Genomic DNA, 23,999 nt, shown 5'->3' on the forward strand with positions numbered 1-23,999 from the left:
TATGATTGGTTTATTGTAATATTGCGATTGACTCAACCAAAAAAAGGTTATGCTGTTAACAGCAGGTTGGACTGCTGATGAAGGCGTCTAATACGTTCCCAAACAAGGTGCGGGCTTCCTCCCAAACGGGTTCGTTAATGCAATAGCAAACGCGGGGTGGATCAATATCACCTTTGATGATACCGATACGTTTGAGTTCTTTCAGATGCTGCGATACCGTAGCCTGTGCCAACGGCAGTTCATCAACCAGATCGCCACAAACGCAGGCTTTACGCTCAGCCAGCAGTTGTAAAATGGCTACCCGCGCCGGATGCGCAAAGGCTTTGGCCAACTCAGCCACGCGGTTCTGGTGATCCGTAAATATCTCGGTTTTTGTTACGCCCATTTCCGTATGAACTGTCTGAATACGTTTACTTTACAGCTTGATCTATTAATCCATCGTAATAATATGATAAAGTAAAATCTGATACAAATTTTCTTTTCAAAAGGTACTCTGACTTTATTTATGAAACTCTACAATACCCGCTCCGGCATCGTTCTTGAATCCGCTGATCAGTTTTACGCTGTTCCATCTGATAATTGGGATACGTTGATCAATCAGGATAGTTTATACGCTGATTTACAGCAGATCACTGCGTCAGAAACGGCGTCAGATGAGTATGAGGGCTGGACTAAAACCGGTTTGCTGGCACCCATTGGCCGGCAGGAAGTATGGGCGTCGGGTGTTACGTACCTGCGCAGCCGCAATGCCCGGATGGAAGAGTCGAAAAAATCGGGAGGTGATAATTTCTATGACCGGGTTTACGACGCCGAGCGTCCTGAATTGTTCTTTAAATCGACACCTGAGCGTGTGGTGGGGCCGGGTGCCAATGTTCGTATCCGCGCCGACTCGACCTGGAACGTACCGGAACCCGAATTGACGCTCTTCATTACGTCAACCGGTAAAATTGTCGGCTATACCTGCGGCAACGACATGAGTTCGCGGAGTATTGAGGGCGAAAATCCGTTGTATTTGCCACAAGCTAAGTCTTATGATGGTGCCGCAGCACTTGGGCCATGTCTGTACGTACCCGAAAGCCCGATTGCACCCGAAACGCAGATCCGGCTGGAAATTGTCCGAAATGAGCAGGCTGTTTTCACAAATAGTATTGCCATTAGCCAGATGAAGCGCCATCATACCGAACTCGTCGAATTCCTGTATCGCGAATGTTCCTTCTCAAACGGCTGTTTCCTGATGACTGGTACCGGCATCGTTCCTGGCGATGATTTCACGCTACGTTCCGGCGATGAAATCAGCATTACCATTGAGGGAATTGGTACGTTAACGAACGTGGTGGAATGATGTAGAGACGCGTATTTGCGTCTCACTCGCGTCAGCAATTTGTGTTCTCATTACAAAACCATCCGGGTTATGAGACGCAAATATGCGTCTCTACATTAGGAAATTACCCGAATGCCGGTTTTCACCGCTTCAACTTTCTCCCGCAATAAATCCAACGATTCGTCCATGATCGTTACGTGGCCCATTTTGCGGAAAGGTTTCGTGATGGCTTTGCCATAAAAAAAAGGGAAGACACCGGGCATAGCCAGCAGGTTTTCCAGCCCTTCGTATACGGCTGGGCCGGTGTGACCGTCTTCGCCAAGTAGATTGATCATCGCGGCTGGTTGATAAGCCGAGGTATTGCCGAGCGGATAGTCGAGGATGGCGCGCCAGTGCTGTTCAAACTGAGACGTGACGTTGGCGCGCATGGTATGATGGCCACTGTTATGCGGACGCGGGGCAACTTCATTAATCAATACGTTGCCTTGTTTGTCCAGAAACAATTCCACCGCTAATAAACCGACAATCCCGAAGGCTTCGGCAGTACGTCGCGCGATATGTTGCGCCTGCTGGTTAATCTCATCTGAAATTTCTGCCGGGGCAAACAGGTAATCAACCAGGTTCAGTTCGGGGTGAAATACCATCTCGACCGTTGGAAAAGTCTGCATATCGCCCCGTTCGTTTCGGGCAACGATGACGGCTAGTTCTTTATCAAAATCGACGGCTTTTTCCAAAACGCCCGGCGCGTCGAACGCTTTCCCGACATCGGCAACGGACGCAATTCGCTGAACACCCCGGCCATCGTACCCATCGCGACCAAGTTTGTGAAAAGCGGGGAAGAAATCAGGCTGATCAATTTCCAGCAGGGCCACGTCGGCACGGGTTTCGGTCAGAATAAAATCGGCGGTGGGTAGATGATTGTCGCGGTAAAACTGCTTCTGAAGTCGTTTGTCCTGAATAACACGGATGACGGATGGTTGCGGGAAGACCCGTTTCCCTTCGCGTTCGAGGGCTTCGAGCGCGTCCACATTGACGCGCTCAATTTCAATGGTTACTACGTCAACGGCTTGTCCGAATTGATAAACGGTATCGTAATCGGTTAATGAGCCTTGCGTGAATTTGGTGCAGAGATTGCGGCAGGGCGCTTCTGCATCTGGATCAAGAATATGAACGCGAAGGTTCCAGTCGATGGCGGCTTGCAGGAGCATCAGGCCAAGCTGGCCCCCGCCGAGGATACCGATAGTGGGTGTCACGATAACGAGCGAAAGAGTGAAAGAGCGGGCGAAATTACCTAATCACGCTTTCACTCGTTCGCTCTTTGGCTCTTTTTCTTACTCTTTGCTATTTCCGCGAAATATCTGAACCACCCGATTTGCTCTGGGACAGCACTTTGGCTGAGCCGTAGTAATAAATATCCGAGCCACCCGATGCCTTCATGGTCAGCTCTTTGCTTGCATTCACGTAGACGTCTGAACCACCCGATGAGTTGGCATTGCATACATCGACCGTCAGCTTTCGAGCGTCCAGATCAGCACCGCCCGACCCGCTGGCGTTAAGTGTCCGGGCTGAACCCTGCAAAATGGCATCGGCACCGCCCGACGCCGATACGTTCAGATCGTCGGCTTTGAGGTCTAATTTCACGTCGGCGCCACCGGATGCTTCCAGATTAAGGTCTTTGAAGGACAGGCTACCCTGTCCGAACACGTCGGCGCCACCCGATGCCTGAAGGTTGTTCAATTGCTTAAAAGTCACGTAAGCTTTTACGTAGTTGCTACGTCCGAGATTCCAGCCACTCAATCCCTTTCGTTCGATATACAGTTTCAAAACTCCGTTTTTTACTTCCGATATGACCCGATCTTCGTCAACGCCTTTCACATCGAAGGTTAATTTTTCGGAATTTCCCTGAGTCAGATAGACGTCAATGCCACTGCTAACGCTTAATCCGGTGAAGCCAGAAACGGTTCGGTCTTTTTTCCAATCGTCGCTGGGGGAGTTAATACCTGAGGTTAGCATTAGGACAGATAATACAAGTGCTTTCATTGTTGAAGACAGTTTTAGATATTTATGAGAAGATGGTAAAAACACGTATTACGTTGCATCGAAACCATAAAAAAGGTGTCCGGTTTCAAAAGTAAGTTTGTCCGCTAGCGGACGTTGATCGTCGTTATAGTATCTGTAAAAATCTATTAATCAGTAAACTAGAGTTTTGGCACGACGCTTGAGCCTTTACAGAAAAGAATTCATATTAAATTTGAGTAATGTCAGGAACGTATATAGCTAATCAACCTTTCTTACCGAACTAAAACCTTTTCAAAAGTAATTAATTATGATTCAACTCCGCAACGTTTCCAAGTTCTACCCAGCTGGCTTCGGCCGGGTCTATGTGTTGCGTAATATCAACCTCGACATTGCTCAGGGTGAGTTTGTATCCATCATGGGCCCGTCAGGATCGGGAAAATCTACCTTGCTGCATATTCTGGGTCTTCTCGAAGAACCCTCCGAAGGGGAATACCTGTTTGATGATCAGCCGGTTCAGAAACTATCCGAAAAGAGACGTACTGAACTGCATCGGACGCGCATTGGCTTCGTATTTCAGGCATATCATTTGATTGACGAATTAACCGTATATGAAAACATTGAAACACCGCTACTCTACAAAGGCCTCAATGGATCGGAGCGTAAAAGCCGCGTAGCTGAGCTGCTCGACCGGTTCAACATGGTGGCTAAAAAAGACCTGTTCCCGGCGCAGCTATCGGGTGGTCAGCAACAACTGGTAGGCATTGCCCGGGCGCTGGCGGCCGAACCAACCGTTATTTTTGCCGATGAGCCAACGGGCAATCTGCACTCCGACCAGGCCCGTGATATCATGGAACTGTTTCGGGAGTTGAATCAGAAAGATGGGGTAACCATTGTTCAGGTGACCCACTCCGAAGTAAACGCCGAATATGGCTCACGGGTGATCCGCCTGAAAGATGGCTGGCTGGAAGATTCTTCAGCCCTGAAATTGAGCGAAGAGGGCGTTAAGTAGGTTTTCGGTGTCGCTAAACGAGAGCGACCTGGTGTTAACATCCAGGTCGTTTATCCCGCGCAGCCACTGAATTCCCATAACGTTCGCGCAGAAAATAGCATCAGCCGTCGTCAGAATATCAGGGGGAAATAACCCTTCGGATACGGTAAGGCCAACGGCTGGAGCTAATCGTACCAATTGCTGTCGGATAATGCCGTTAATGCAGCCCGATTCGAGCGAAGGCGTATAAAGTGTTTTCCCCGAACACCAGAACAGATTCGACGCAAGGCATTCGGCAAGATTACCAAATGTGTCGAGCAAAATTATCTCGTCGAGTCCATGCTGCTGTTTGTACAGCCCGGCCAATACGTAGGGTAGCGAGTTCAGCGTTTTGAACGCCGAAATAGGAGAGGGTGACAAACGGAAAAGATCATATATGCCCGTTTTGGCTTTTTCACTAACCGAAAATAGGGTTCCAGGTCGAGCCGTTATCAGTACGTTAGCCTTGTTTGTTGACGGCGTATATAAACCACCCGGTTGCCGCCAGACCTGAATCTTGATTCGGGCGGGTTGATCCGTGAGTTTGTTCGCCGAAAGTACCTGTAAAATGGCTTGGTGAACCGCTTCGGCGGAGAATCCGGTAGGTTGAGTTAGCTGCAAAGCGTCCATACCAGCCGAGAGCCGGGCAAAGTGGTCAGACCAGAACCAGATTTGTTCAGTTGAGTACCGAATCGTCTCGAATAAACCGTCGCCATACTGAAAGGCCCGGTCGTTTACCGATAGCTGAAAGTCGCTCTCGGGAAGTACATCCGAATTATAAACCAGAAACATGCTTAGTTTGCGCCGTTTATCCCAAAACGATAGCCGCGCCGAAGGTAAGTTTGTAACATTGAACCATCAAATAGTATGTGTATGCAAGTGGCGTGGAAACAGATGCGGGTCGTAATGACTCTATGGCTAACGACAGGATTGTCGGGAGCATACGCGCAAACCACAGCGAGCGCACCAGCTCGGGTAAATTTACAGCAGTGCATCGACATTGCTCAGCAAAATAACATACTGATCCGACAGGGTAGACTAACCGTGGCTAACAGTGACCTGCAAGTACGCCAGTCACGGTTAAATCAGTTGCCGACCGCCGTTTTTCAGGGCAACCAGTCCATAAACGGGGGGCGTAGTATCAACCCACAATCCAACGAGTTCGTCCAGCAGACGATTAATTCCAGTAGTTTTCAGCTTAATACATCGGTTACGTTGTATAATGGTGGCGTACTACGTAGTACGATCAGGCAAAATGAACTCGCCCTTCAGGCAGGCCAGCAGGAGCTAAATGCTACGCAGAATAATGTCTCGCTGACGGTTGCCCAAAATTACCTGAACGTATTGACAGGTACAGAGCAACTAGCCGTTACCCAACGTCAGGCTGACGTAACACGAGCGCAACTGGAGCGTATGCAACGCCTGGTAGCTGCCGGATCGGCGCCCGAATCGAACGTGTTCGATCTTCAGGCTACGCTGGCCAGTAATGAAGTTGACATTGTTACAGCACAAAACACGCTTGATCTGGCTAAAGTAGCGTTGCTACAGGCCATGAACGTACCGATCAATCAGAACTTTGATGTAGAGCCGATTAATGTGCCTGATCCGGGTTTAGATCCTTACACGGCCTCTGTGCAGCAGTTGTATGATGTGGCGTCAACAAATCTGCCCGAAGTAAAAGGAGCTGATCTGCGCGTCAAAAGTGCTACGTTAGGCGTTCAGGTGGCGAAAGGTGGACTATATCCTACTTTGTCGCTGAACGGAAACCTGAGTACGATCTATTCCAGTGCTGCGAGTGTAGCATCACCCAATGGGCAGTCTACCCAGACAACGATTGGTTTCATCACTGATCCCGTAACAGGCGCGCAGATTCCAGTAAACGCGCAGACACCCGGGTATGATCGTGCCGGTATTTCGTATGGTACTCAATTAAGTAATAACTTTAGCCAGTCCGCTTCTTTGTTTTTGCGGGTTCCCATTTTTCAGGGAAATTTGTCGCGAAACCGAATCACAACGGCTAAAATTCAGCAACAGAATGCCGAATTGACAGCACTTAATACCCGTTTAACGCTGCGCCAGCAAATTGAAACGGCCTATACCCAGATGAAAGCGGGGGCTAATAAGTATCGAGCTACTCAAGTGCAGGTATTGTCGCTCGAACGGGCGTTCCAAATGGCCGAAAGCCGATTAAATGCAGGTGCCATTAATGCAACGGATTATAGTATTGCCAAAACGAATCTTGATCGTGCTCGTGCCAGCCTTGTTCAGGCCAAGTACGATTATGTATTCCGAACCAAAATTTTAGATTATTACCAGAACAAATCCCTTAGTTTTAATTAGTGAAAGAGCGAAAGAACGAAAGCCATCCGGCGTAATTCGCTCTTTCATTCTTTCGCTCTCTCCCTATGAAGAAGAAGTCAGGTCGAATTTGGTGGATCTTAGGCGGGCTAGTTGTCCTGCTTGTGGGTGGTTTCGTTGCGGCTAAACAGGCCGGTATGATCGGCAAGCCGAAGTCAACGGAAGTTGATTTTAGCTTGGTTAAACGGACCGATATAACGGAACGTGTTAGTGCATCGGGGCGCGTTCAGCCGCAGGTAGAAGTCAAGATCAGCCCCGATGTATCCGGTGAAATTATTGGCTTATACGTTAACGAAGGTGATCCCGTAAAAGCGGGTCAGTTGTTGTGCCGCATTCGCCCTGATAACTATGAATCATTATTAGCACGGGCGCGGGCTACGGTCAATCAAAGTCGGGCCCAACTGGAACAATCCAAAGCATCCGTAGCTCAATCGAGTGCCCGACTGATCCGGGCCAAAGCCGACTACGAGCGTAACAAAAAACTGTTTGCCGATAAAGTTGTCTCTTCCGCTGATTTAGAAACCAGCGAGGCTAACTTCAACGTAGCAAAACAGGAAGTCGAAGCGGCTAATGCCAATGTCCGGGCTGCGCAGTTCAATATTCAGAGCGCCGAAGCCAGTTTGCGCGACGCCAATGAAAACCTGCGTAAAACGACAATTTATTCGCCCGTCAACGGAACCGTATCAAAACTGAATATCGAACTAGGTGAACGTGTTGTGGGTACATCGCAGATGGCGGGTACGGAAATTATGCGTATTGCTAATTTGCAAAACATGGAAGTACGTGTCAACGTCAACGAGAATGACATTGTCCGGGCCAATCTGGGTGACACCGCCGATATTGAAGTGGACTCCTACACAATGGCTGGGCGTAAATTCAAAGGCGTTGTTTATGAAATTGCCAATACGGCCAATGGCCTGACCAGTTCATCGGGAGCGGCTGCGGCTGCCTCGCTTTCTGCCGATGCTGTAACGGAGTTTGAGGTAAAAGTGAAAATTCTGAACAGCTCATACAGCGATTTACTGGCTCAGAAAGACAAAAAGGGATATCCGTTTAAGCCGGGTATGACTGCGTCTGTCGAGATCATTACCGACCGGAAAATGGGTGTATTAGCTGTGCCAATTGCCGCCGTAACGACACGAGCCGCCGATTCAAGCGCCATTGACACTGAAGAAATAAAGACGAAGTCAAACGGGGATGTCGATGAAAAGCCCGCTACGCAGGTTGAAAAGAAAGAAAAGCCCAAAGAGATTGTTTTCGTCAATGTTGGGGGAAAGGCGTCGCAGCGCGAAGTGAAAACCGGCATTAGTGACTTCGAAAATATTGAAATCGTATCGGGCCTGAAGGCAGGCGAACAGATTATTTCGGGTCCTTTTATTGCTGTATCCAAGAAACTAAAAGACGGTGAACTCGTCGTCAAACGCGATCCGAATAAGAATAAAAAGAAAGACGAGAAGGAGGAGTAAGGTGTGGCCACGCGGGCGGAAGTATGGCGCTCATACCAACAGCCAATAGACATATATTCCCGAAATTAGTTTTGAAAGGTAAGCCGATGTAGGCCAAATTTGGCCTACATCGGCTTTTTTCCTTCCTTTACCCCATGAAAGTAACTCAACCCGTTCGGCTGACGATGGTCGGGGGGGGAAGCTGGGCGACGGCGCTCGTCAAAATCCTCTCTGAAAATAATGTCAGTGTTAAATGGTGGCTTCGCAAAAAATCGGACGCGGATCACATTAAAAAATTTGGGCATAACCCCAGTTACCTGAGTGATGTGCAGATCAATACGCGAAAGGTGAAGGTTTGCACTAAAATTCGGGATGCCGTTCGGGATAGTGACTATGTAGTCCTGGCCGTTCCGGCCGCTTTTATCGCTGATGCATTGACAGGGCTCAAACCCGAGCATTTTGCCGGAAAATACGTAGTGTCGGCTATTAAAGGAATGATTCCTGGAGCCAATCAATTAGTAACGGATTGGGTCAGTGATCAATACGGCGTTCCGACGAACAAGATGTCTGTTATCGCCGGGCCATGCCATGCCGAAGAAGTTGCCCTTGAGAAACACTCGTATCTGACTATTGCCTCCCAGGATCATACTTGTGCTGAAGAAGTGGCGGATCTACTACGTTGCCGTTTCGTACAAACGACACCCGTAGACGATATTTATGGGGTTGAGTATAGCGCAGTAATGAAAAATATTATTGCGCTGGCGTGCGGTATCACACGGGGACTCGGCTATGGCGACAATTTTCAGGCTGTGCTGGTGTCGAATGCCATGCAGGAAATTAAGCGATTTGTCGATGCTGTTTATCCCAAGCATCGTGATTTAAGTGGTTCTGCTTATCTCGGTGATCTGCTTGTAACAGCCTACTCGCCCTTCAGTCGAAACCGCACATTTGGCACACTGATCGGCCGGGGATACACAATTCAGTCGGCGCAGGCAGAGATGAACATGATTGCAGAGGGCTATTATGCCGTGAAAAGTATTTTTGAAATCAATCGGCAATTTGGTGTCGATATGCCCATTACGAATGCCGTATATACAATACTGTATGAAAAAGCGGCACCAACCGGTGCCATGAATGTGTTGAAAGAAGTATTGACGTGAAGTCGTCAGTCAATAGTCGGTAGTCATTAGTGGCTGACGCGAAAGCAAATCATTTGTGTCAGCCACTAATGACTACCGACTATTGACTGACGACTTAAAACAACAAAAGCCCCCTGAATCATCAGGAGGCTCTTATATCGTTTATAGCGTTGTCGGCAAGTTATACCGGCAGTTGTGCCTTAGTAGAAATTACTTCGCGCTATCAGCAGACATCGTCGAAGCAGAATCCGTAGCCATCGTCGAATCCGTAGCCATCGTCGAAGTTGAATCCGTCGTGGTCGTAGTCGTTTCAGTGCTTTCGGTCTTCTTCGAGCTGCAAGACGTAGCCAGGGCGATCATAGCCATGAAAAAGAAGGCGGATTTCGTGATTGCTTTCATATTTTTGGGGATGTTTTTGTTTAGTGATTAATGATTCAATGTCATCGTTAATACTAGATAGAGAAAAAGGTAACCCAACAATTTTTAACTTTTTTTTGGGTTACATCCAATGTGTTTCCGTATTAAGTAATGACTCAACTCAATGAAGGAAAGTAGGCAACCCGTATTAACTGATGATGAGTTGCTGCTGGGTTTGGCCGATGGCTCCGACGACGCATTAAGTCAGTTGTATAGACGATATTTTCCAATGGTGCTCCACTTCGTTACCAGTAATAGTGGGAACGAAGACGACGCCAAGGATATTTATCAGGAAGCGCTGATCGTGTTGTATGAAAAGGTAAGAAGTGGTTCGCTGGAATTGCATTGCCAGTTAAAAACGTATCTATATTCTATCGGTAGGCGTTTGTGGCTGAAGCAGTTAGCTCAACGTAGTCGATTTGTGGTAAGGGATGTAGAAACGCCTGCTTCGGATGAGATGGCCGTTGACCAACTGAATGATGACCTGATTGACCACGAGGAGCGTGACCGACAGTTTACCCTCATGGCCGACTCACTGGGCCGACTTGGCGAACCTTGTCGAACGTTACTGGATGATTTTTATATTCAGCATCTGAGTATGCAGGATATTACTGAAAAGTTTGGCTATACCAATGCTGATAACGCCAAAACGCAAAAGTATAAATGTCTGATGCGCCTGAAGCGGTTGTTCTTTGCGGAATACAAACAGTAATACTACGTTATAAAGTCGTATGGTTATAAACGGTTCGCCGTCTTGGTTGAAAATTGCGTTTGCAGTCCATCAACCTTATAACTTATCAACTCTATAACTCTTTAACTCTTTTATAGAGATGAACGAGGAAAAAGATATTGAAAACGCGTTGCACGCTTACGGCGAGCGGATTCGGTTTAAACAGCGTTTGCAGGCGATGCAGGCTAGCATCGACATGAACGCTATGCGACAGGATGCTGACTCATATAGTTCTCCAGCCGAAGCGTCGGGCCAGATTCGTAAACTCTGGCATACGTATCGCACTACGTTGGCAGTGGCCGCTTCGGCAGCCATAATTACTACGTTTGGCTCAATTTTTCTGTACCGTTCGTATCTACAGGGCCATAAACAGCAGGAGCAACAGTATAGCCTGCTGAGCAAGGAAATTCAGGCTGTCAAATCATCGCAGCGTAGACTCCTGAATGATTTCAATGGACGAGGTCGCGGGTTAGGTATTAATCCGGCGCAGGTGGCCGGATCGGGTTTTTTGCTCACGTCCGATGGCTATTTTATAACAAATAACCACATTATTCGGGAGGCCGATTCGGTCTATGTGCAAAGCGGTAAGGGGGAGGTTTATAAAGCCCGTATCGTCTATGCCGATCAGGCCCACGATCTGGCTGTTCTGCAACTCTGTGATGATAGCGCCTTTCGGACATTGCCCCCCGTTCCTTACAGCTTTGATGCCAAATCATCTGATCTGGGTGAACGTGTATATACGCTTGGTTACCCGCGCGAAGAAATTGTTTACGGAGAAGGTTATCTCAGTTCCGGTACGGGCTATCGGGGCGATTCAACGGCTTACCAGGTGGCTATTAGTGTCAATCCCGGAAACTCGGGCGGACCACTTTTAGATGAAAAAGGCAACGTTATTGGCATTATCAGCGGTAAGCAGACCACTTCCGAAGGGGTCAGTTTTGCGGTGAAAACGAATTATCTGTTTGAAGCCCTGAATAGTATTCCACCGGATTCGCTCAAAGGGCAGCCGTTGCGGCTAAACCGCAAAAGTACGCTGGCCAGTTTGCCACGCAAGCAACAGATTAAGCGGATGCAGGACTACGTTTATCAAGTGAAAGTTTTCAAGCACAAAGAATAACGTGATTGATTAGATCGCAAAACAATTAAGAAGGCTATCGGTTATTGAGTTCAATAAACTAATTCAACAGTCATGAAAAAGCTCATAATGGTAGCCGCTGCGGTGGTTTTTTCAATTGTCGCTGTATCCGCTCAGGATACGAAAGAGAAAGCAAAGGAGGCTGGTAGCCAGGTGAAAGAAACGACGAAAGCTGCTGGCAGAAAGGTCGGTCGTGAGGCCGATAAGGCAGGAGATAAAATATCCAAAGCCGCCAAAAATACGAAAGAGGACGTTAAAGATGGCACGAACAAGGCCCTAGACAAAACTGATAAAAAAATGAAGAAGGCTGAACGAAAGTTGAATAACTCGAAATAAGGCCTGTCTTATTTGTAATACAAACTGTGCCATTGCCTGTTGCGGGTGGCACAGTTTTTTGTTTGTACCCTGCGAACTTCAATTGGGCATTGCTACGTTGTTTTACTACGTAGTAGATTTTCCTCAGAACTAGTCTAACGAATGGCTTCCTCCGCTTCAGTACTCTTATTTGGTATTACCCGCGACCTGACTGGACAGTCGAAAGTTGTGGTGCCCCTTAGTGAGCATACGCGTGTTATTGATTTACTTAGCCAATTGCACCAGGATTATCCAGCATTAGCGGGTATTAAATCACTATTGGTCGCTGTTAATGGCGAATATGCCGAACAAGATCAGTTAATAGGCTATAACGACGAGATTGCCCTTATTCCACCTGTGAGTGGCGGTTGATTTCAGTCAACATAGCCTGGCTAATGGGTTATGTTTTTTTGTTTGGTCACTGACAACTGATTTATGATTTCTATTACGACTGATCCAATTGACGTTGCTGCTGCTTTAAAATCCATCGAATCGGAGCAAGCGGGTGCTATTGATTTATTTCTGGGTGTCGTACGCGACAATACGCAGGAGCGTTCAGTAAATCGGCTCGAGTACGAAGCCTACGATCGTATGGCCATCAGTGAAATGGAGAAAATTGCTGATCAGGCTCACCAGCGTTGGCCCATCTTACGCTACACGATCATTCATCGGAAGGGTACGTTGCAAATCGGTGAGATCGCTGTCCTGATCGGTGTTGCTACGGCTCATCGCGCTGATGCGTTTGAGGCTTGCCGTTACATCATCGATACCATCAAAAAGACGGTGCCTATCTGGAAAAAAGAAGTATTTATGGATGGCGAAGAATGGGTAAATGCCCATCCATAAAGTCAATAGTTAAGAGTCATCAGTAACTGACGTTGATGGCTATCGACTTACGACTATTTCACTACGTATGTCCCTACAATGGGGTAATGGTCTGAGTCTGAGACGTAATTGATCGTTTCGAAATTCAAGACGGGTAGGCGAGGGTCATGGAACTGGTGGTCAATACGAATGAAATTAGGCATGTGGTTATACGTAAAACCAAAACCGTGCCCTTCTTCTTCAAAACTGTTAGGTAGTAGCCTGCGCATTCGCTCATAGACAACACCATACGGTGTGTCATTAAAATCTCCGGTAATAATTACTGGATGTGGACTATCCTTAACGTATTGCTGAAGCTTAGTGACCTGTAGATTTCGCTCAACAAAGCCCGTACGAAGTGCACTTAATATACCCCGAGTCTCGTGCTTTACTTCACTCATTTCATCTTTTTTCAAGACTTTCCCTATCCGGATACCCATGGAATGTAAGTGAACATTTATAACGCGGATTGTATCGTTTCCGATTTTAATATCGGCCCAAAGGAGGCCGTTGGGCGTACTGAATTCTTCTCGTCCTGATTGAATAATGGGGTAAACCGAAAACATAGCCGCACCAATAGCAACCCCATCGCTTTGGCTATTTTCAGGAATTAGAATAAGCGAATATTGATAACCAGCCTGACGAAATCGCTGAATAAAATCATATTCCGGAGAAGCTCTTGATGTACGAAACTCCTGAAAACATTTGATAGGGGCATCGTAACGTATTATATAATCAGCCAGGCGTCGGAAGCGGGGTGAGCTTGGGTACTCTTTATACGTAGTGTTCATGTCAAACGATTTGACATTGTAGCTGAATACTTTGATTTGAGTACCAGTACCTGTCAACTCTTTGATTTGATTCCAGCCAAAGGTTCGTGATCCGAACAAGACGATCCCCACAATTAGCACGATGCCTGAAAGCCAGCTCCGCCAGGGGCGATCCGTAAGCCATAAACACACTACAACTAGATTCAACATCCAGGCTACTGGAATCGTGATCATGATTAGTCCAGCCGACCAATGTTGTGTGGGTAAACTATAGAGCAACCAGTACGCTAAGCCTGTATAAAACACTAGCAACAGGTTAAGAGACCACAGCAATGACCGAAAAAAAAAGACAACCATCGCGCGGACTCGTATTCTTATCGCCATATCATCGTCATTAAGAAAAGACAAATGCCTTATAAGTACCAAAATAAGGCATTCTGACTGGAAAGCCCACAATCGAGAAAAAGGAGGGGCTTGCTATGCACAGGGAAACGTATTATCTTTGTGGCACAAAAACCATATGGCATTGATCAAAAAAGGGAGTCGCACTCCCTTTTTTGTTAGCCGTAACTTATGGACGACAAAGCGAAAATAATTGAACTTCTCCAGCCGTATCTGAACGACGATCATTTGTATATCGTTGATGTTCAGTTAGTAGGGCGTCGGGGAGGACGTATTAAAGTGACCGTTTTGCTCGACAACGATTCGGGTATTACGATTGAAGAGTGCGCCAGTATTAGCCGTAGGCTGGGTGCACAAATGGATGAATTAAATTTTTTTGATGAATCTGCGTTTACGCTCGAAGTTTCATCACCAGGAATTGACTTCCCATTAACGTTTCAGCGGCAATACGTTCGCAATATTGGTCGAACAGTGGTTGCCACGCTTCTGGACGGAAGTATTCGAAAAGGTATACTCGAGTCCGTGGCCGACGATCATATTGTGTTGCATATCGAAGCCGAAAAGAAGTCGAAGAGTAAAAAGAAAAAAGAAGCTGATTTAGTTACTGAAGCACCACCAGTCGGGCCTACGCCGATTCCCTTCGGACAAATTAAAAAAGCGAATGTAGAAATATCATTTAAATAAAGTCGACAGTCGACAGCCAATAGTCGTATGTGCCAACAAACGATTACTATTGACGAACGACTCTCGACTACTGACCCAACACGAAAATGACCAGTGGACTGTTAATTGAATCGTTTGCTGACTTTGCCCGGTCGAAAAATATTGACCGGCCGACTATGATCGCTATTCTGGAAGAAGTCTTCCGGACAATGATTCGTAAAAAATACGGTACCGACGAAAATTTCGACGTTATTATTAATGCCGAAAGTGGCGATTTAGAGATGTGGCGTACACGCGAAATTGTGGACGACAACTCTGAAGACATTTGGGATTACGACAAAATTCCGCTTGCTGAAGCCCGCAAGATTCAGGACGACTTTGAAGTAGGCGAACAGGTTGCCGAAGAAGTTAAACTGGAAGATTTCGGTCGCCGGGTCGTACAGACCGCCCGTCAGACATTGATTCAGAAGATAAAGGATATGGAGAAAGAACTCCTTTATCAGAAATACAAGGATCAGGTGGGGGATTTAGTGAGCACCGAGGTTTACCAATTGCTAAAGCACGAAATTATTCTGGTTGATGGCGAAGGCAATGAGTTAAGCTTACCGCGTACTGATCAAATTCCCAAAGACCGTTACCGGAAAGGTGAAGCGGTAAAGGCCGTTATCAGCCGGGTGGAGATGTTGAATGGTACGCCTAAAATCGTTCTATCGCGGACATCGCCCGTATTTTTAGAGCGGCTATTTGAAATTGAGGTGCCTGAAATTTACGACGGCTTAATTTCCATTCGTAAAATCGTTCGGGAGCCCGGCGAACGGGCAAAGGTGGCTGTTGAGTCATACGATGACCGTATTGATCCCGTGGGGGCTTGCGTGGGTATGAAAGGTTCCCGGATTCATGGCATCGTTCGTGAACTGGGTAACGAAAATATTGACGTTATAAATTACACCGAGAATCTTGAACTGCTCATTAGCCGGGCATTGAGTCCTGCTAAAATCAGCTCGATGCAGATTGATCGTGAAACCAAGCGCGTCTCGGTTTTTCTGAAACCGGATCAGGTTTCCCTAGCTATCGGTAAAGGTGGTCAGAATATTAAACTGGCTGGCCGATTAGTTGATATGGAAATTGACGTATTCCGGGACAACGAAGGGCAGGAAGATGATGAAGACGTCGACCTCATGGAATTCTCCGACGAAATTGACGAATGGATGATTGATGAGCTTCGTAAAGTAGGTCTTGATACGGCCAAGAGCGTATTGGCCCTGAGTAATGAAGAACTCGTTCGTCGTACTGATCTGGAAGAAGATACTGTTCAGGAGATTTTGAATATTCTGAAGCAGGAATTTGAGTAAAATGAATGAACAATGAAAACCGGGCCGCCGGTGCGGTGAAGAATGAAGAATAAATGATCGATCAATATTCTTCATTCTTCACTTTTCACTGTTCATTATCAAAGGGAGGGATTTTTATTGTTGTAAGTGGTGTTCATAAGATACCAACAACTATTAAATTTGCGGAATATAGACCAAAGTATGGCAGAAGAAAAGTCAATGCGCCTGAGCCAAGTGGCAAAAATTCTCAACAAAGGGTTATCCTCTGTTGCGAGTAGTCTGTCTGCCAAAGGGTTTAAGGTCGAAATTAATCCTAACACCAAAATCAACACAGAACAGTTGGAGGTGTTAGCGAAGGAGTATAAATCTACGGAACTCCTGAACGGAACTCGCCGGGCTGAACCGCCGGTTGTAGCCGCCGAGCCACCGCGTCGTCAGGAGGAGGATGTCGTTTTGTACCGTCGTGATGACGCGAGACGTCCAATGGTTGATCCTAAGTCGGAAACTGCTCCGGCTGAATTACCCAAGTCGACTCCAGTAGAGTCGAAGCCAACCCTGCAAACTGCCCAGACCGGTTTGCCAGGATTAAAAGTGGTGGGTAAAATTGATCTGAATGCAAAACCTGCTCCCGTACCTGTGCCACAGGCAAAACCTGCGGTACCACAGGACGTAAAACCAACTACTGTACCTACACAACCAGAAAGCCGTGTTCAGACTCCTGCCGTAGATGCCCCAAAACCGGTAGTTGTAGATACGCCCAAACCTGTTGCGCCACAGCCAATACATGTACCGCCTGTAACGGAAATTCCTAAATCGACGCCGGTTCAACCAGAGCCATCGATTAGTAAGGTTGAAACACCAAAGGCACCCGTAGTACCAGAGCCTCCCAAAGAGGTTCCGCAAGCGCCTGTAGCACAATCGCAACCGGTACAGCCTCCTGTAGCCAAGGCAATTCCTGAGCAGCCAAAAGTGCAGGCAGAAGTGCCTAAACCGGCAGCACCCGTTGCTGATCAGGTAAGACCAGAAAAGCAACCAGAGAATCGTTCGAGTGTACGACAGGATAACCGGACTAAACCAGAGTCTCAGGCTGTTAAACCAGCTGCTTCTGAGTCTGTGGATGAGCCAGTGAAGCCAACCGAAACTATTCGGGCAGCCGGTAGCCATCAACTTGGTGGATTGAAAATTCTTGGTAAAATTGAGTTGCCCGTTAATAACCCTCGTCAGGGTGGTGGCGGCAATAGCAACGCTGATAAGAAAAAACGCAAACGGATTCGCGGTGGGCGAGAAGGGGCTCTTGGAAGCACGGCTCAACCGAATCAGGGTGGCGGTAATCAACCCCAAGGCCAGGGCATCAATAATAACCGCACTGATCGCCCTCCTCGCGAAGGTGATCGGAGCCCAGCCAATAGAGTGCAGGGAGATCGTCCTCCTCGCGAAGGTGACCGCAATCAGGCGGGTGGCCAGCGGGATGGTAATCGCCAACCAGCTCAAGGACAAGGTAATCAGGCACCAGCTAACCGTGCAAACGGTACGGCTACACCAGCAAATCGTACAGGTAACGCCGGTACGGGTACAAATCAGCAGAATGGTACTACGGCTAATCGGGGTGGTCAGGCTGGCGCTGGTAATAATAATGCTAACAACCGAACGGGCGGTGGAAATCGTCCGGCTGGTGGTGGTAACAACGCTAACCGGGGCGGTAATAACGCTAACCGAGGGGGTACTGGCCGTCGTGAGGCACCAACGCAAGCCGACGTTCGTAAGTCTATTCAGCAAACGAATGCCCGTATGGCGGGTAATTCGCCAAACCGGGGCGCTGACCGTCGACGCGATCGCCGTAGTCAGCGGGAAGAAGATCGTCGTTCGTTGAATGAGCAGGAAGAACTGGAAGCAAAAACGCTGAAAGTTACCGAGTTCGTTTCCGCCAACGATCTAGCATCAATGATGGATGTATCGATTAACGAAGTTATCTCGGTTTGTTTAAACTTGGGTATGTTCGTCTCGATCAACCAACGCTTGGATGCTGAAGCAATTACGGTTATTGCCGATGAGTTTGGATACGATGTTCAGTTCATATCGGCTGAAGATGAAACAGAAGCTAGTATCGATGTTGAAGCCGATGATCCGGACGATCTACAGCCGCGGGCACCAATTGTGACCATCATGGGCCACGTTGACCATGGTAAAACCTCGTTACTCGATTACATCCGCCGGGCGAAAGTTGCGGCTGGTGAAGCGGGCGGAATAACACAGCACATAGGTGCTTACAGTGTTAAAACGACCGACGATCGGATGATTACGTTCCTTGATACGCCGGGTCACGAAGCTTTTACGGCCATGCGGGCACGGGGTGCTAAAGTGACTGACGTTGTTATCATTGTGATTGCCGCTGACGATAGTATTATGCCACAAACGCGCGAGGCTATCAATCACGCGCAGGTCGCTGGTGTACCTATTGTCTTTGCTTTCTCAAAAGTGGATAAACCTGGGGCAGATACCGAAAAAATCCGGGCTGAACTGGCTGCCATGAATATGCTCGTTGAAGAGTGGGGTGGTAAATATCAGGCACAGGAAATTTCGTCGAAATCGGGCTTAGGCGTCGATGATCTCCTCGAAAAGGTCTTATTAGAAGCAGAGCTACTTGAACTGAAAGCCAACCCCGAGCGTCGGGCGTTAGGCACGGTTATCGAAGCCTCGCTTGATAAAGGTCGGGGATATGTATCGACCGTACTGGTAGAAAACGGTACGTTGCGCCAGGGTGATATCATGCTTGTCGGCGCGCATTACGGTCGTATCCGTGCTATGACAAATGACCGGGGCGAACGTATTAAAGAAGCGGGGCCGGCTCAACCGGTTCAGATTCTGGGACTACCGGGTGCTCCGCAGGCGGGTGACAAGTTTAATGTGATGGAAACGGACCGTGAGGCTCGTGAAATCGCGAATAAACGGGAACAGTTGTTGCGTGAGCAAACGCTACGTACCCGCAAGCACATTACACTCGAAGAAATCGGTCGCCGGAAGGCCATCGGTTCATTCAAAGAGTTGAATGTTATTGTGAAAGGTGATGTGGATGGCTCGGTTGAAGCCTTGTCAGATTCGCTGTTGCAATTGTCTACCGAAGAAGTACAGGTAAATATCATCCATAAAGCAGTTGGGCAGATCTCCGAATCTGATGTGCTGCTGGCCTCGGCTTCAGATGCTGTTATTGTTGGCTTCCAGGTACGGCCATCGGCTAGTGCCCGGAAACTGTCGGAGCAGGAGCAGATTGAAATCCGTCTCTACTCGATTATCTACGACGCTATCAATGAGGTAAAAGATGCCATGGAGGGCTTGTTGGCACCGACTGTTGAAGAAGTCATTGTTGGTAATATCGAAGTACGCGAGGTGTTCAAGATCAGTAAGATTGGAACAGTAGCCGGTTGCTACGTAACGGAAGGTAATATCAAGCGAAACAACAAAATCCGTATCATCCGCGATTTTATCGTGGTTCATACGGGTGAAATCAGTGCGCTGAAACGTTTCAAAGAAGATGTTAGCGAAGTGAAATTCGGCTACGAATGTGGTTTGAGTATCAAGAACTTCAATGACATTGAAGTTGGTGACGTGATTGAAAGCTTCGAACTGAAAGAAGTGAAACGAACGCTGTAGTCGCTACGATAAATAACGAAAAACCCCTAACTGGTTGTCCAGTTAGGGGTTTTTTTTATACATTATAAATCAGACATACTATTTGTAAGAATCCTCTTGTTAATTCGTTAATTAGCATTTAGCACGTAAGGCTAACCAATTTGACTAAATTATTTGCTAAAGATGAGTCTCGATTTACACGGGCATTTCAAGAAATCATAATCCCTGATTAACTTGGGCATCTGGGAAACGAAAGACCTATGCCAGGTCGTTAGTAAAGAAAGCCTGTTTGCCGAAACTACCCTGAATGAATTTCCTCTATCCTTCCTTCTTGTTTGGCCTGCTGGCCGTGTCGGTTCCGATTGCGATTCACCTGTTCAATTTCCGGCGAACACGACGCGTATTCTTTACAAATGTAGCGCTACTACGTACTGTCCAGACCGAAACGAAATCGTTTCGACGACTGAAGCATTGGCTAATACTAGCGTGCCGCTGTTTGTTTCTGGTGTGTTTGGTATTGGCATTTGCGCAACCCTTCATTCCCAGTAAAAACAAGTTAGGCGTATCACGGCAAGGCGTTACAAGTCTGTATGTCGACAACTCTTTCAGTATGCAGAACGAGCGAAATACCAAGCGCTATCTGGATATTGCCATCAGCCGATTAGATGAGTTATTGACATTATTTCGCAATGCTACGTCACTGCAATTGCTGACAAACGATTTTTCGGCTGCGGAGCAACAGGCAGGTTCCACTGAGTCGATCAGGGATCGGGTAACCTCGATACGTTTCGCCCACACGCCCCGAACACTCGAAACGGTTTATCGTCGGCAACGTAATCTGTTATCGAGTCTAAACCCCGGTGGGCGAAATCAGTTGTTCTGGTTTTCAGATTTTCAAAAAAGCACAGCTGGTGACTTGTCCCGGCTGAAGATCGACACGACTGATCGATTATTTATTGTTCCGCTGGATGCACAGGCCACAAAGAACGTTTATGTCGATTCTGTTTGGCTTAGTACGCCATTCATTCGCGAAATGCAGAACAACAGCCTGAATGTCAGACTAAATAATGCTGGACAAGAGAATGTTAAAAACCTTCCGGTACGTTTGTATTTAGATGATACCCAGACGTCGACGGCTTCCGCTACGTTGCCGCCGGGTGGATCGGCGACAATTTCACTCAACTTTAACGTAACCTCTAAAGGATATCACCGCGGCCGAATTGTGTTTGAAGATTATCCTATTACGTTCGATAATCAATATTTCTTTGTCATTGAAGCATCACCGGCGGTTCGGGTGCTACACCTGGTTGGTCAACAGAATGGGAGCCGCGATTACGTGCAGGCTGTGTATTCGAATGATGGCCTTTTCGTTCGACAGAGTTTCAATGTTCAAAATTTTGACGTCGGGCAATTGAAAGGCACTGATCTAGTAGTGTTAGAAGAAGTGGCCGACGTGAGCGGTACGCTACGTACTGAACTCGAACGTTTCGTGCGCCAGGGCGGAAGTTTAGCAATTATCCCGCCCAAGAATCCAAACATGATTTCGTACGCGCCTTTTCTGAGTGCTTTAGGCATTGGAAATGTGCAGTCTTTAGCCAGTGCTTCATCTGAACCTTCACCATTGCCTGTAACTGAGCCTGACCGTCGGAACCCATTTTTCCGCGACGTTTTCCAACAGAGCTATCAGGCTGAATTGTTAAATATGCCAACGGCTGCACCTGTCTGGCGATGGAGTGCGGGCGAGCGCTTGCTGAGCCTTCGTGATGGTAGCCCGTTGTTGACTCAGTCGAAAGTAGGTGGTTCAACGGGTCAGCTGGGTAACGTTTATTTACTCGCCAGTCCGCTGGAATCTACTTATGGTAATTTGGCTGAGCATGCGCTTTTTGTGCCGGTCATGTATAAAATGGCCGCTTTAAGTGTTCAGGCACAACGCACCGCTTATTCGTTCGGCGAAAGTCTGGTGTCGATTCCGGTGAGCAATCCTTCGGAACGAGCCGTTTATAAGCTGAAGCACGATAAACTGGAGATTATTCCGGTGCAACGAATCGTTGGCAATCAGCTTCTGTTCGAAATGCCCAAAAGTAATGAGTTGGCCGCTGGTCAGGAAGTAGAAGCCGGTTATTATGAACTCCAGGACGGGCAAGGCAAAACGCAGCGGCTTTTGGCCTTTAATCATGGCAATGAAGAATCGACGATGGACTTTTATTCTGCTGATGAATTACGTAAAGCTTTTGCTAATCAGCCTAATGTAGAAGTTTTCGACAGTATTCAGGATGGCGATTTTGTGCAGGTATTAGAGCAGGAAAATTTAGGTAAAAGCCTTTGGAAGTATTTCTTGCTGGCCGCCCTGGCATTCATGCTAATCGAGATTGGGCTAGTGCGGTTCATGAAAAGTTAGGATTTGTCATGCTGACTGGTCCGCCGATGCGGCAGGAAGCATGACAAAGACAAATTAGGATATGGTCCCTAAGTGTTCCTTCAGCGTACACTCGCTCGTCGGAGCCGATCATTCATCGCAAAGCCTAAACCTTCGTTTGGTAACGGTTCGGCGTAAATGACATCAATAGGAAGCGTGTCTAAAGCACGGAGGTGAGCAAAGAGGTTTTTAGCCGCTTCATTCAGGTCGCCGGTAGGAGAGAGAACGCGTTGATTCGCTGGATGTAGCCCGCTGAAGGGTTCACGGAAAACTAGGGCACCGGCCCATTCATGGGGTTGAGGGCTTTCGCCCGGTGCCAGCAATCGAAGTGGTTTGCGGGGAGCGTAGTGACTGCTCAACATACCCGGCGCACTTGGATTTGAGGTTGAATGAGTGCGCACCGCCACTGGGCCAATCACCCGTTCAATCTGGTCTAACGCCATGCCACCCAACCGAAATACCGTCGCTACGTTGTTTTCAAAACCAATAATCGTGGATTCAATACCGACGCCCGCCGGGCCACCATCAAGAATGTACGGAATCTGATCGCCTAATTGATCCGCTACATGTTGCGCCGTTGTTGGGCTGATGTATCCAAATGGATTGGCACTCGGTGCCGCCAGTGGAAAGTCGAGCGAACGTAGCAGATCAAGCGTGAGCGGGTGATTTGGAATGCGGACTGCTACCATTGGCAAGCCCGACGTAACGAGATCTGGAATCAGATCCCGCTTGGGAAGAAGCAAGGTCAAGGGGCCAGGCCAGAATTGGTCGGCCAGTAACTGAGCCTGTTCTGGTATGTCCGTTACGAACTGATGAATTTTTTTCAGCGAGTCCGTATGGATAATGAGCGGGTCGAAGGAGGGACGATTTTTAACCCGAAAAATTGTTAGAACCGCATCGGGGTTTAGCGCATTCCCGGCCAGCCCATACACTGTTTCCGTAGGAATGCCTACGACGTTGCCCGCTTCCAGAAATGCTTTTGCCGCTCGCTTGTCTGTACCGATTTGTGCCATGGTTTTGTAGCACAAAGATAGGGATGGTTTACGGTTTGACGTATACGGTGAGCTGACACAAACAATAGTCAAGCACTAGCACACCGTGTCCCTTAAACCGTAAACCAACTACTATAAACCGGTTAATGATGGCCGCCTGGACCATGGACGTGCCCATGAGCCAGTTCATCAGCAGTAGCGTCGCGAACGTCGAGTACTTCTACATCGAAATACAGATTCTGATCTGCCAGAGGGTGGTTCGCGTCAACGGTTACGCTATCGGGACCGACTTTGGTGACAGTGATAACCTGTCCGTCATTAGCTTCAAATTGCATACCGACCTCGATATTCTGTCCGCCGAATGCCTTACGGGGCACTTCTTCAACGAGAGCCGGATCACGTTTGCCGTAGCCTTTTTCGGGCGTAACATCTAACTGGAGATGCTCCCCTTTTGTGCGGCCTTCTAATCCTTCTTCCATGCCAGGAATCAGGTTGTTGGCACCATGCAGGTAATACAATGGGTCGCGGCCCTGGCTGGAGTCCAATACAGTACCGTTGCTGTCCCGCAGGGTATAATGGATGGCGGCTACTTTGTTTTTTGTAATATTCATGATTAATCGTCTAATGCACAATGTTAATCTTTTTACTACAACCACTAAACCAACAAAGTTGCTTTTATACTGATATAATTTCTTTCTACTAGGCTTCAGGGGCAACGTTTCACTACGTGGTGTGCGGCCTGAATGCGCTGTAAACAGGAGTGTTGAAGCGTAACAGCCGGAATTCGTTATCTTTGTTTTATGAATGAACGGTTCAAATATTGGCTTAAACGCGTCGGTTGGCTGGGCTTCCTTTTCTTTCTGGTTAAAGGTCTTTTATGGCTTTTGATTCCCTATTTGATCGCTAAAGGAGTCTTTTCGAAATGATGCCTTTACGGTATAAAATTATTATGACTGTCTTTCTTAGTTGCTAAAAATAAATAGTATCAG

At 47.6% G+C, this 23,999-nt stretch carries 22 protein-coding genes; 15 read left to right on the forward strand and 7 right to left on the reverse strand.

What is annotated here, in order from left to right; translation table 11 throughout:
• Positions 1 to 55: 55 nt before the first annotated feature.
• Positions 56 to 385: an ArsR/SmtB family transcription factor gene (locus ACYVEA_RS09705; protein ID WP_093831447.1), complete on the reverse strand. Its 330-nt coding sequence runs from the start codon at positions 383 to 385 to the stop codon at positions 56 to 58.
• Positions 386 to 505: 120 nt separating this feature from the next.
• Between ACYVEA_RS09705 and ACYVEA_RS09710 the strand changes: the two genes are divergently transcribed.
• Positions 506 to 1,342, forward strand: coding sequence for a fumarylacetoacetate hydrolase family protein (locus ACYVEA_RS09710; RefSeq protein WP_461113233.1), 837 nt, complete (start codon positions 506 to 508; stop codon positions 1,340 to 1,342).
• Positions 1,343 to 1,437: 95 nt separating this feature from the next.
• On the opposite strand, the gene ACYVEA_RS09715 is transcribed toward ACYVEA_RS09710, so the two are convergent.
• The gene (locus tag ACYVEA_RS09715; RefSeq protein ID WP_461113234.1) at positions 1,438 to 2,574 is read right to left on the reverse strand and encodes a 5-(carboxyamino)imidazole ribonucleotide synthase; all 1,137 of its coding nucleotides are present in this window, start codon (positions 2,572 to 2,574) and stop codon (positions 1,438 to 1,440) included.
• Positions 2,575 to 2,662: 88 nt separating this feature from the next.
• On the reverse strand, positions 2,663 to 3,361 hold the full coding sequence (locus tag ACYVEA_RS09720; RefSeq protein ID WP_461113235.1) for a head GIN domain-containing protein: 699 nt from the start codon (positions 3,359 to 3,361) through the stop codon (positions 2,663 to 2,665).
• Between the two features lie 286 nt (positions 3,362 to 3,647).
• Between ACYVEA_RS09720 and ACYVEA_RS09725 the strand changes: the two genes are divergently transcribed.
• Complete coding sequence (locus ACYVEA_RS09725) at positions 3,648 to 4,349, forward strand: ABC transporter ATP-binding protein (protein ID WP_461113236.1); 702 nt, start codon at positions 3,648 to 3,650, stop codon at positions 4,347 to 4,349.
• On the opposite strand, the gene ACYVEA_RS09730 is transcribed toward ACYVEA_RS09725, so the two are convergent.
• A complete protein-coding gene (locus ACYVEA_RS09730; protein ID WP_461113237.1) occupies positions 4,314 to 5,159 on the reverse strand; it encodes an aminotransferase class IV in 846 nt (281 codons plus the stop codon). The two genes, ACYVEA_RS09725 and ACYVEA_RS09730, sit on opposite strands and share 36 nt — an antisense overlap.
• A gap of 81 nt (positions 5,160 to 5,240) precedes the next feature.
• On the opposite strand from ACYVEA_RS09730, the gene ACYVEA_RS09735 reads away from it, so the two are divergent.
• From ACYVEA_RS09735 to ACYVEA_RS09775, 9 genes are all read left to right on the forward strand, one after another.
• On the forward strand, positions 5,241 to 6,707 hold the full coding sequence (locus ACYVEA_RS09735) for a TolC family protein (protein ID WP_461113238.1): 1,467 nt from the start codon (positions 5,241 to 5,243) through the stop codon (positions 6,705 to 6,707).
• Between the two features lie 65 nt (positions 6,708 to 6,772).
• Positions 6,773 to 8,191 (forward strand): efflux RND transporter periplasmic adaptor subunit, encoded by a 1,419-nt coding sequence (locus tag ACYVEA_RS09740; RefSeq protein ID WP_461113239.1) that lies wholly within the window; start codon positions 6,773 to 6,775, stop codon positions 8,189 to 8,191.
• A 134-nt stretch (positions 8,192 to 8,325) separates the two neighbouring features.
• Entirely contained in the window at positions 8,326 to 9,330 is a 1,005-nt protein-coding gene (locus ACYVEA_RS09745; RefSeq protein ID WP_461113240.1) for an NAD(P)H-dependent glycerol-3-phosphate dehydrogenase, read from the forward strand.
• Between the two features lie 82 nt (positions 9,331 to 9,412).
• The gene (locus ACYVEA_RS09750; RefSeq protein WP_461113241.1) at positions 9,413 to 9,739 is read left to right on the forward strand and encodes a hypothetical protein; all 327 of its coding nucleotides are present in this window, start codon (positions 9,413 to 9,415) and stop codon (positions 9,737 to 9,739) included.
• Positions 9,740 to 9,850: 111 nt separating this feature from the next.
• Positions 9,851 to 10,438 (forward strand): RNA polymerase sigma factor, encoded by a 588-nt coding sequence (locus tag ACYVEA_RS09755; RefSeq protein ID WP_461113242.1) that lies wholly within the window; start codon positions 9,851 to 9,853, stop codon positions 10,436 to 10,438.
• 118 nt (positions 10,439 to 10,556) lie between these two features.
• The gene (locus tag ACYVEA_RS09760; RefSeq protein ID WP_461113243.1) at positions 10,557 to 11,573 is read left to right on the forward strand and encodes a S1C family serine protease; all 1,017 of its coding nucleotides are present in this window, start codon (positions 10,557 to 10,559) and stop codon (positions 11,571 to 11,573) included.
• A 72-nt stretch (positions 11,574 to 11,645) separates the two neighbouring features.
• A complete protein-coding gene (locus tag ACYVEA_RS09765) occupies positions 11,646 to 11,927 on the forward strand; it encodes a hypothetical protein (RefSeq protein WP_461113244.1) in 282 nt (93 codons plus the stop codon).
• A gap of 141 nt (positions 11,928 to 12,068) precedes the next feature.
• Entirely contained in the window at positions 12,069 to 12,317 is a 249-nt protein-coding gene (locus ACYVEA_RS09770) for a MoaD/ThiS family protein (protein ID WP_461113245.1), read from the forward strand.
• A 63-nt stretch (positions 12,318 to 12,380) separates the two neighbouring features.
• Positions 12,381 to 12,791, forward strand: coding sequence for a molybdenum cofactor biosynthesis protein MoaE (locus ACYVEA_RS09775; RefSeq protein ID WP_461113246.1), 411 nt, complete (start codon positions 12,381 to 12,383; stop codon positions 12,789 to 12,791).
• A 53-nt stretch (positions 12,792 to 12,844) separates the two neighbouring features.
• On the opposite strand, the gene ACYVEA_RS09780 is transcribed toward ACYVEA_RS09775, so the two are convergent.
• On the reverse strand, positions 12,845 to 13,813 hold the full coding sequence (locus ACYVEA_RS09780; protein WP_461113247.1) for an endonuclease/exonuclease/phosphatase family protein: 969 nt from the start codon (positions 13,811 to 13,813) through the stop codon (positions 12,845 to 12,847).
• 339 nt (positions 13,814 to 14,152) lie between these two features.
• Here ACYVEA_RS09780 and ACYVEA_RS09785 point away from each other — a divergent pair, with 339 nt between their 5' ends.
• The 4 genes from ACYVEA_RS09785 (at position 14,153) to ACYVEA_RS09800 (ending at position 22,000) form a co-directional block, all read left to right on the forward strand.
• Entirely contained in the window at positions 14,153 to 14,665 is a 513-nt protein-coding gene (locus ACYVEA_RS09785; RefSeq protein ID WP_461113248.1) for a ribosome maturation factor RimP, read from the forward strand.
• Positions 14,666 to 14,751: 86 nt separating this feature from the next.
• The gene (gene nusA, locus ACYVEA_RS09790; protein WP_093831416.1) at positions 14,752 to 15,996 is read left to right on the forward strand and encodes a transcription termination factor NusA; all 1,245 of its coding nucleotides are present in this window, start codon (positions 14,752 to 14,754) and stop codon (positions 15,994 to 15,996) included.
• Positions 15,997 to 16,176: 180 nt separating this feature from the next.
• A complete protein-coding gene (gene infB / locus ACYVEA_RS09795) occupies positions 16,177 to 19,623 on the forward strand; it encodes a translation initiation factor IF-2 (RefSeq protein WP_461113249.1) in 3,447 nt (1,148 codons plus the stop codon).
• Positions 19,624 to 19,909: 286 nt separating this feature from the next.
• A complete protein-coding gene (locus ACYVEA_RS09800) occupies positions 19,910 to 22,000 on the forward strand; it encodes a BatA domain-containing protein (RefSeq protein WP_461113250.1) in 2,091 nt (696 codons plus the stop codon).
• Between the two features lie 80 nt (positions 22,001 to 22,080).
• Here the strand turns inward: ACYVEA_RS09800 and ACYVEA_RS09805 are convergent, their stop codons facing one another.
• A complete protein-coding gene (locus ACYVEA_RS09805) occupies positions 22,081 to 23,031 on the reverse strand; it encodes an L-threonylcarbamoyladenylate synthase (protein ID WP_461113251.1) in 951 nt (316 codons plus the stop codon).
• Between the two features lie 122 nt (positions 23,032 to 23,153).
• A complete protein-coding gene (locus ACYVEA_RS09810; protein ID WP_461113252.1) occupies positions 23,154 to 23,621 on the reverse strand; it encodes an FKBP-type peptidyl-prolyl cis-trans isomerase in 468 nt (155 codons plus the stop codon).
• Positions 23,622 to 23,999: the final 378 nt, after the last annotated feature.

The sequence above is a fragment of the Spirosoma jeollabukense genome, from assembly GCF_054777855.1.

What these genes read in the sequence shown, in the direction of transcription:
- ACYVEA_RS09705 (WP_093831447.1), bottom strand. Translation starts at nt 385, where the DNA reads ATGGGCGTAACAAAAACCGAGATATTTACGGATCACCAGAACCGCGTG.
- ACYVEA_RS09710 (WP_461113233.1), top strand. Translation starts at nt 506, where the DNA reads ATGAAACTCTACAATACCCGCTCCGGCATCGTTCTTGAATCCGCTGAT.
- ACYVEA_RS09720 (WP_461113235.1), bottom strand. Translation starts at nt 3,361, where the DNA reads ATGAAAGCACTTGTATTATCTGTCCTAATGCTAACCTCAGGTATTAAC.
- ACYVEA_RS09725 (WP_461113236.1), top strand. Translation starts at nt 3,648, where the DNA reads ATGATTCAACTCCGCAACGTTTCCAAGTTCTACCCAGCTGGCTTCGGC.
- ACYVEA_RS09730 (WP_461113237.1), bottom strand. Translation starts at nt 5,159, where the DNA reads ATGTTTCTGGTTTATAATTCGGATGTACTTCCCGAGAGCGACTTTCAG.
- ACYVEA_RS09735 (WP_461113238.1), top strand. Translation starts at nt 5,241, where the DNA reads ATGCAAGTGGCGTGGAAACAGATGCGGGTCGTAATGACTCTATGGCTA.
- ACYVEA_RS09740 (WP_461113239.1), top strand. Translation starts at nt 6,773, where the DNA reads ATGAAGAAGAAGTCAGGTCGAATTTGGTGGATCTTAGGCGGGCTAGTT.
- ACYVEA_RS09745 (WP_461113240.1), top strand. Translation starts at nt 8,326, where the DNA reads ATGAAAGTAACTCAACCCGTTCGGCTGACGATGGTCGGGGGGGGAAGC.
- ACYVEA_RS09755 (WP_461113242.1), top strand. Translation starts at nt 9,851, where the DNA reads ATGAAGGAAAGTAGGCAACCCGTATTAACTGATGATGAGTTGCTGCTG.
- ACYVEA_RS09760 (WP_461113243.1), top strand. Translation starts at nt 10,557, where the DNA reads ATGAACGAGGAAAAAGATATTGAAAACGCGTTGCACGCTTACGGCGAG.
- ACYVEA_RS09765 (WP_461113244.1), top strand. Translation starts at nt 11,646, where the DNA reads ATGAAAAAGCTCATAATGGTAGCCGCTGCGGTGGTTTTTTCAATTGTC.
- ACYVEA_RS09770 (WP_461113245.1), top strand. Translation starts at nt 12,069, where the DNA reads ATGGCTTCCTCCGCTTCAGTACTCTTATTTGGTATTACCCGCGACCTG.
- ACYVEA_RS09775 (WP_461113246.1), top strand. Translation starts at nt 12,381, where the DNA reads ATGATTTCTATTACGACTGATCCAATTGACGTTGCTGCTGCTTTAAAA.
- ACYVEA_RS09780 (WP_461113247.1), bottom strand. Translation starts at nt 13,813, where the DNA reads ATGATCACGATTCCAGTAGCCTGGATGTTGAATCTAGTTGTAGTGTGT.
- ACYVEA_RS09785 (WP_461113248.1), top strand. Translation starts at nt 14,153, where the DNA reads ATGGACGACAAAGCGAAAATAATTGAACTTCTCCAGCCGTATCTGAAC.
- nusA (WP_093831416.1), top strand. Translation starts at nt 14,752, where the DNA reads ATGACCAGTGGACTGTTAATTGAATCGTTTGCTGACTTTGCCCGGTCG.
- infB (WP_461113249.1), top strand. Translation starts at nt 16,177, where the DNA reads ATGGCAGAAGAAAAGTCAATGCGCCTGAGCCAAGTGGCAAAAATTCTC.
- ACYVEA_RS09800 (WP_461113250.1), top strand. Translation starts at nt 19,910, where the DNA reads ATGAATTTCCTCTATCCTTCCTTCTTGTTTGGCCTGCTGGCCGTGTCG.
- ACYVEA_RS09805 (WP_461113251.1), bottom strand. Translation starts at nt 23,031, where the DNA reads ATGGCACAAATCGGTACAGACAAGCGAGCGGCAAAAGCATTTCTGGAA.
- ACYVEA_RS09810 (WP_461113252.1), bottom strand. Translation starts at nt 23,621, where the DNA reads ATGAATATTACAAAAAACAAAGTAGCCGCCATCCATTATACCCTGCGG.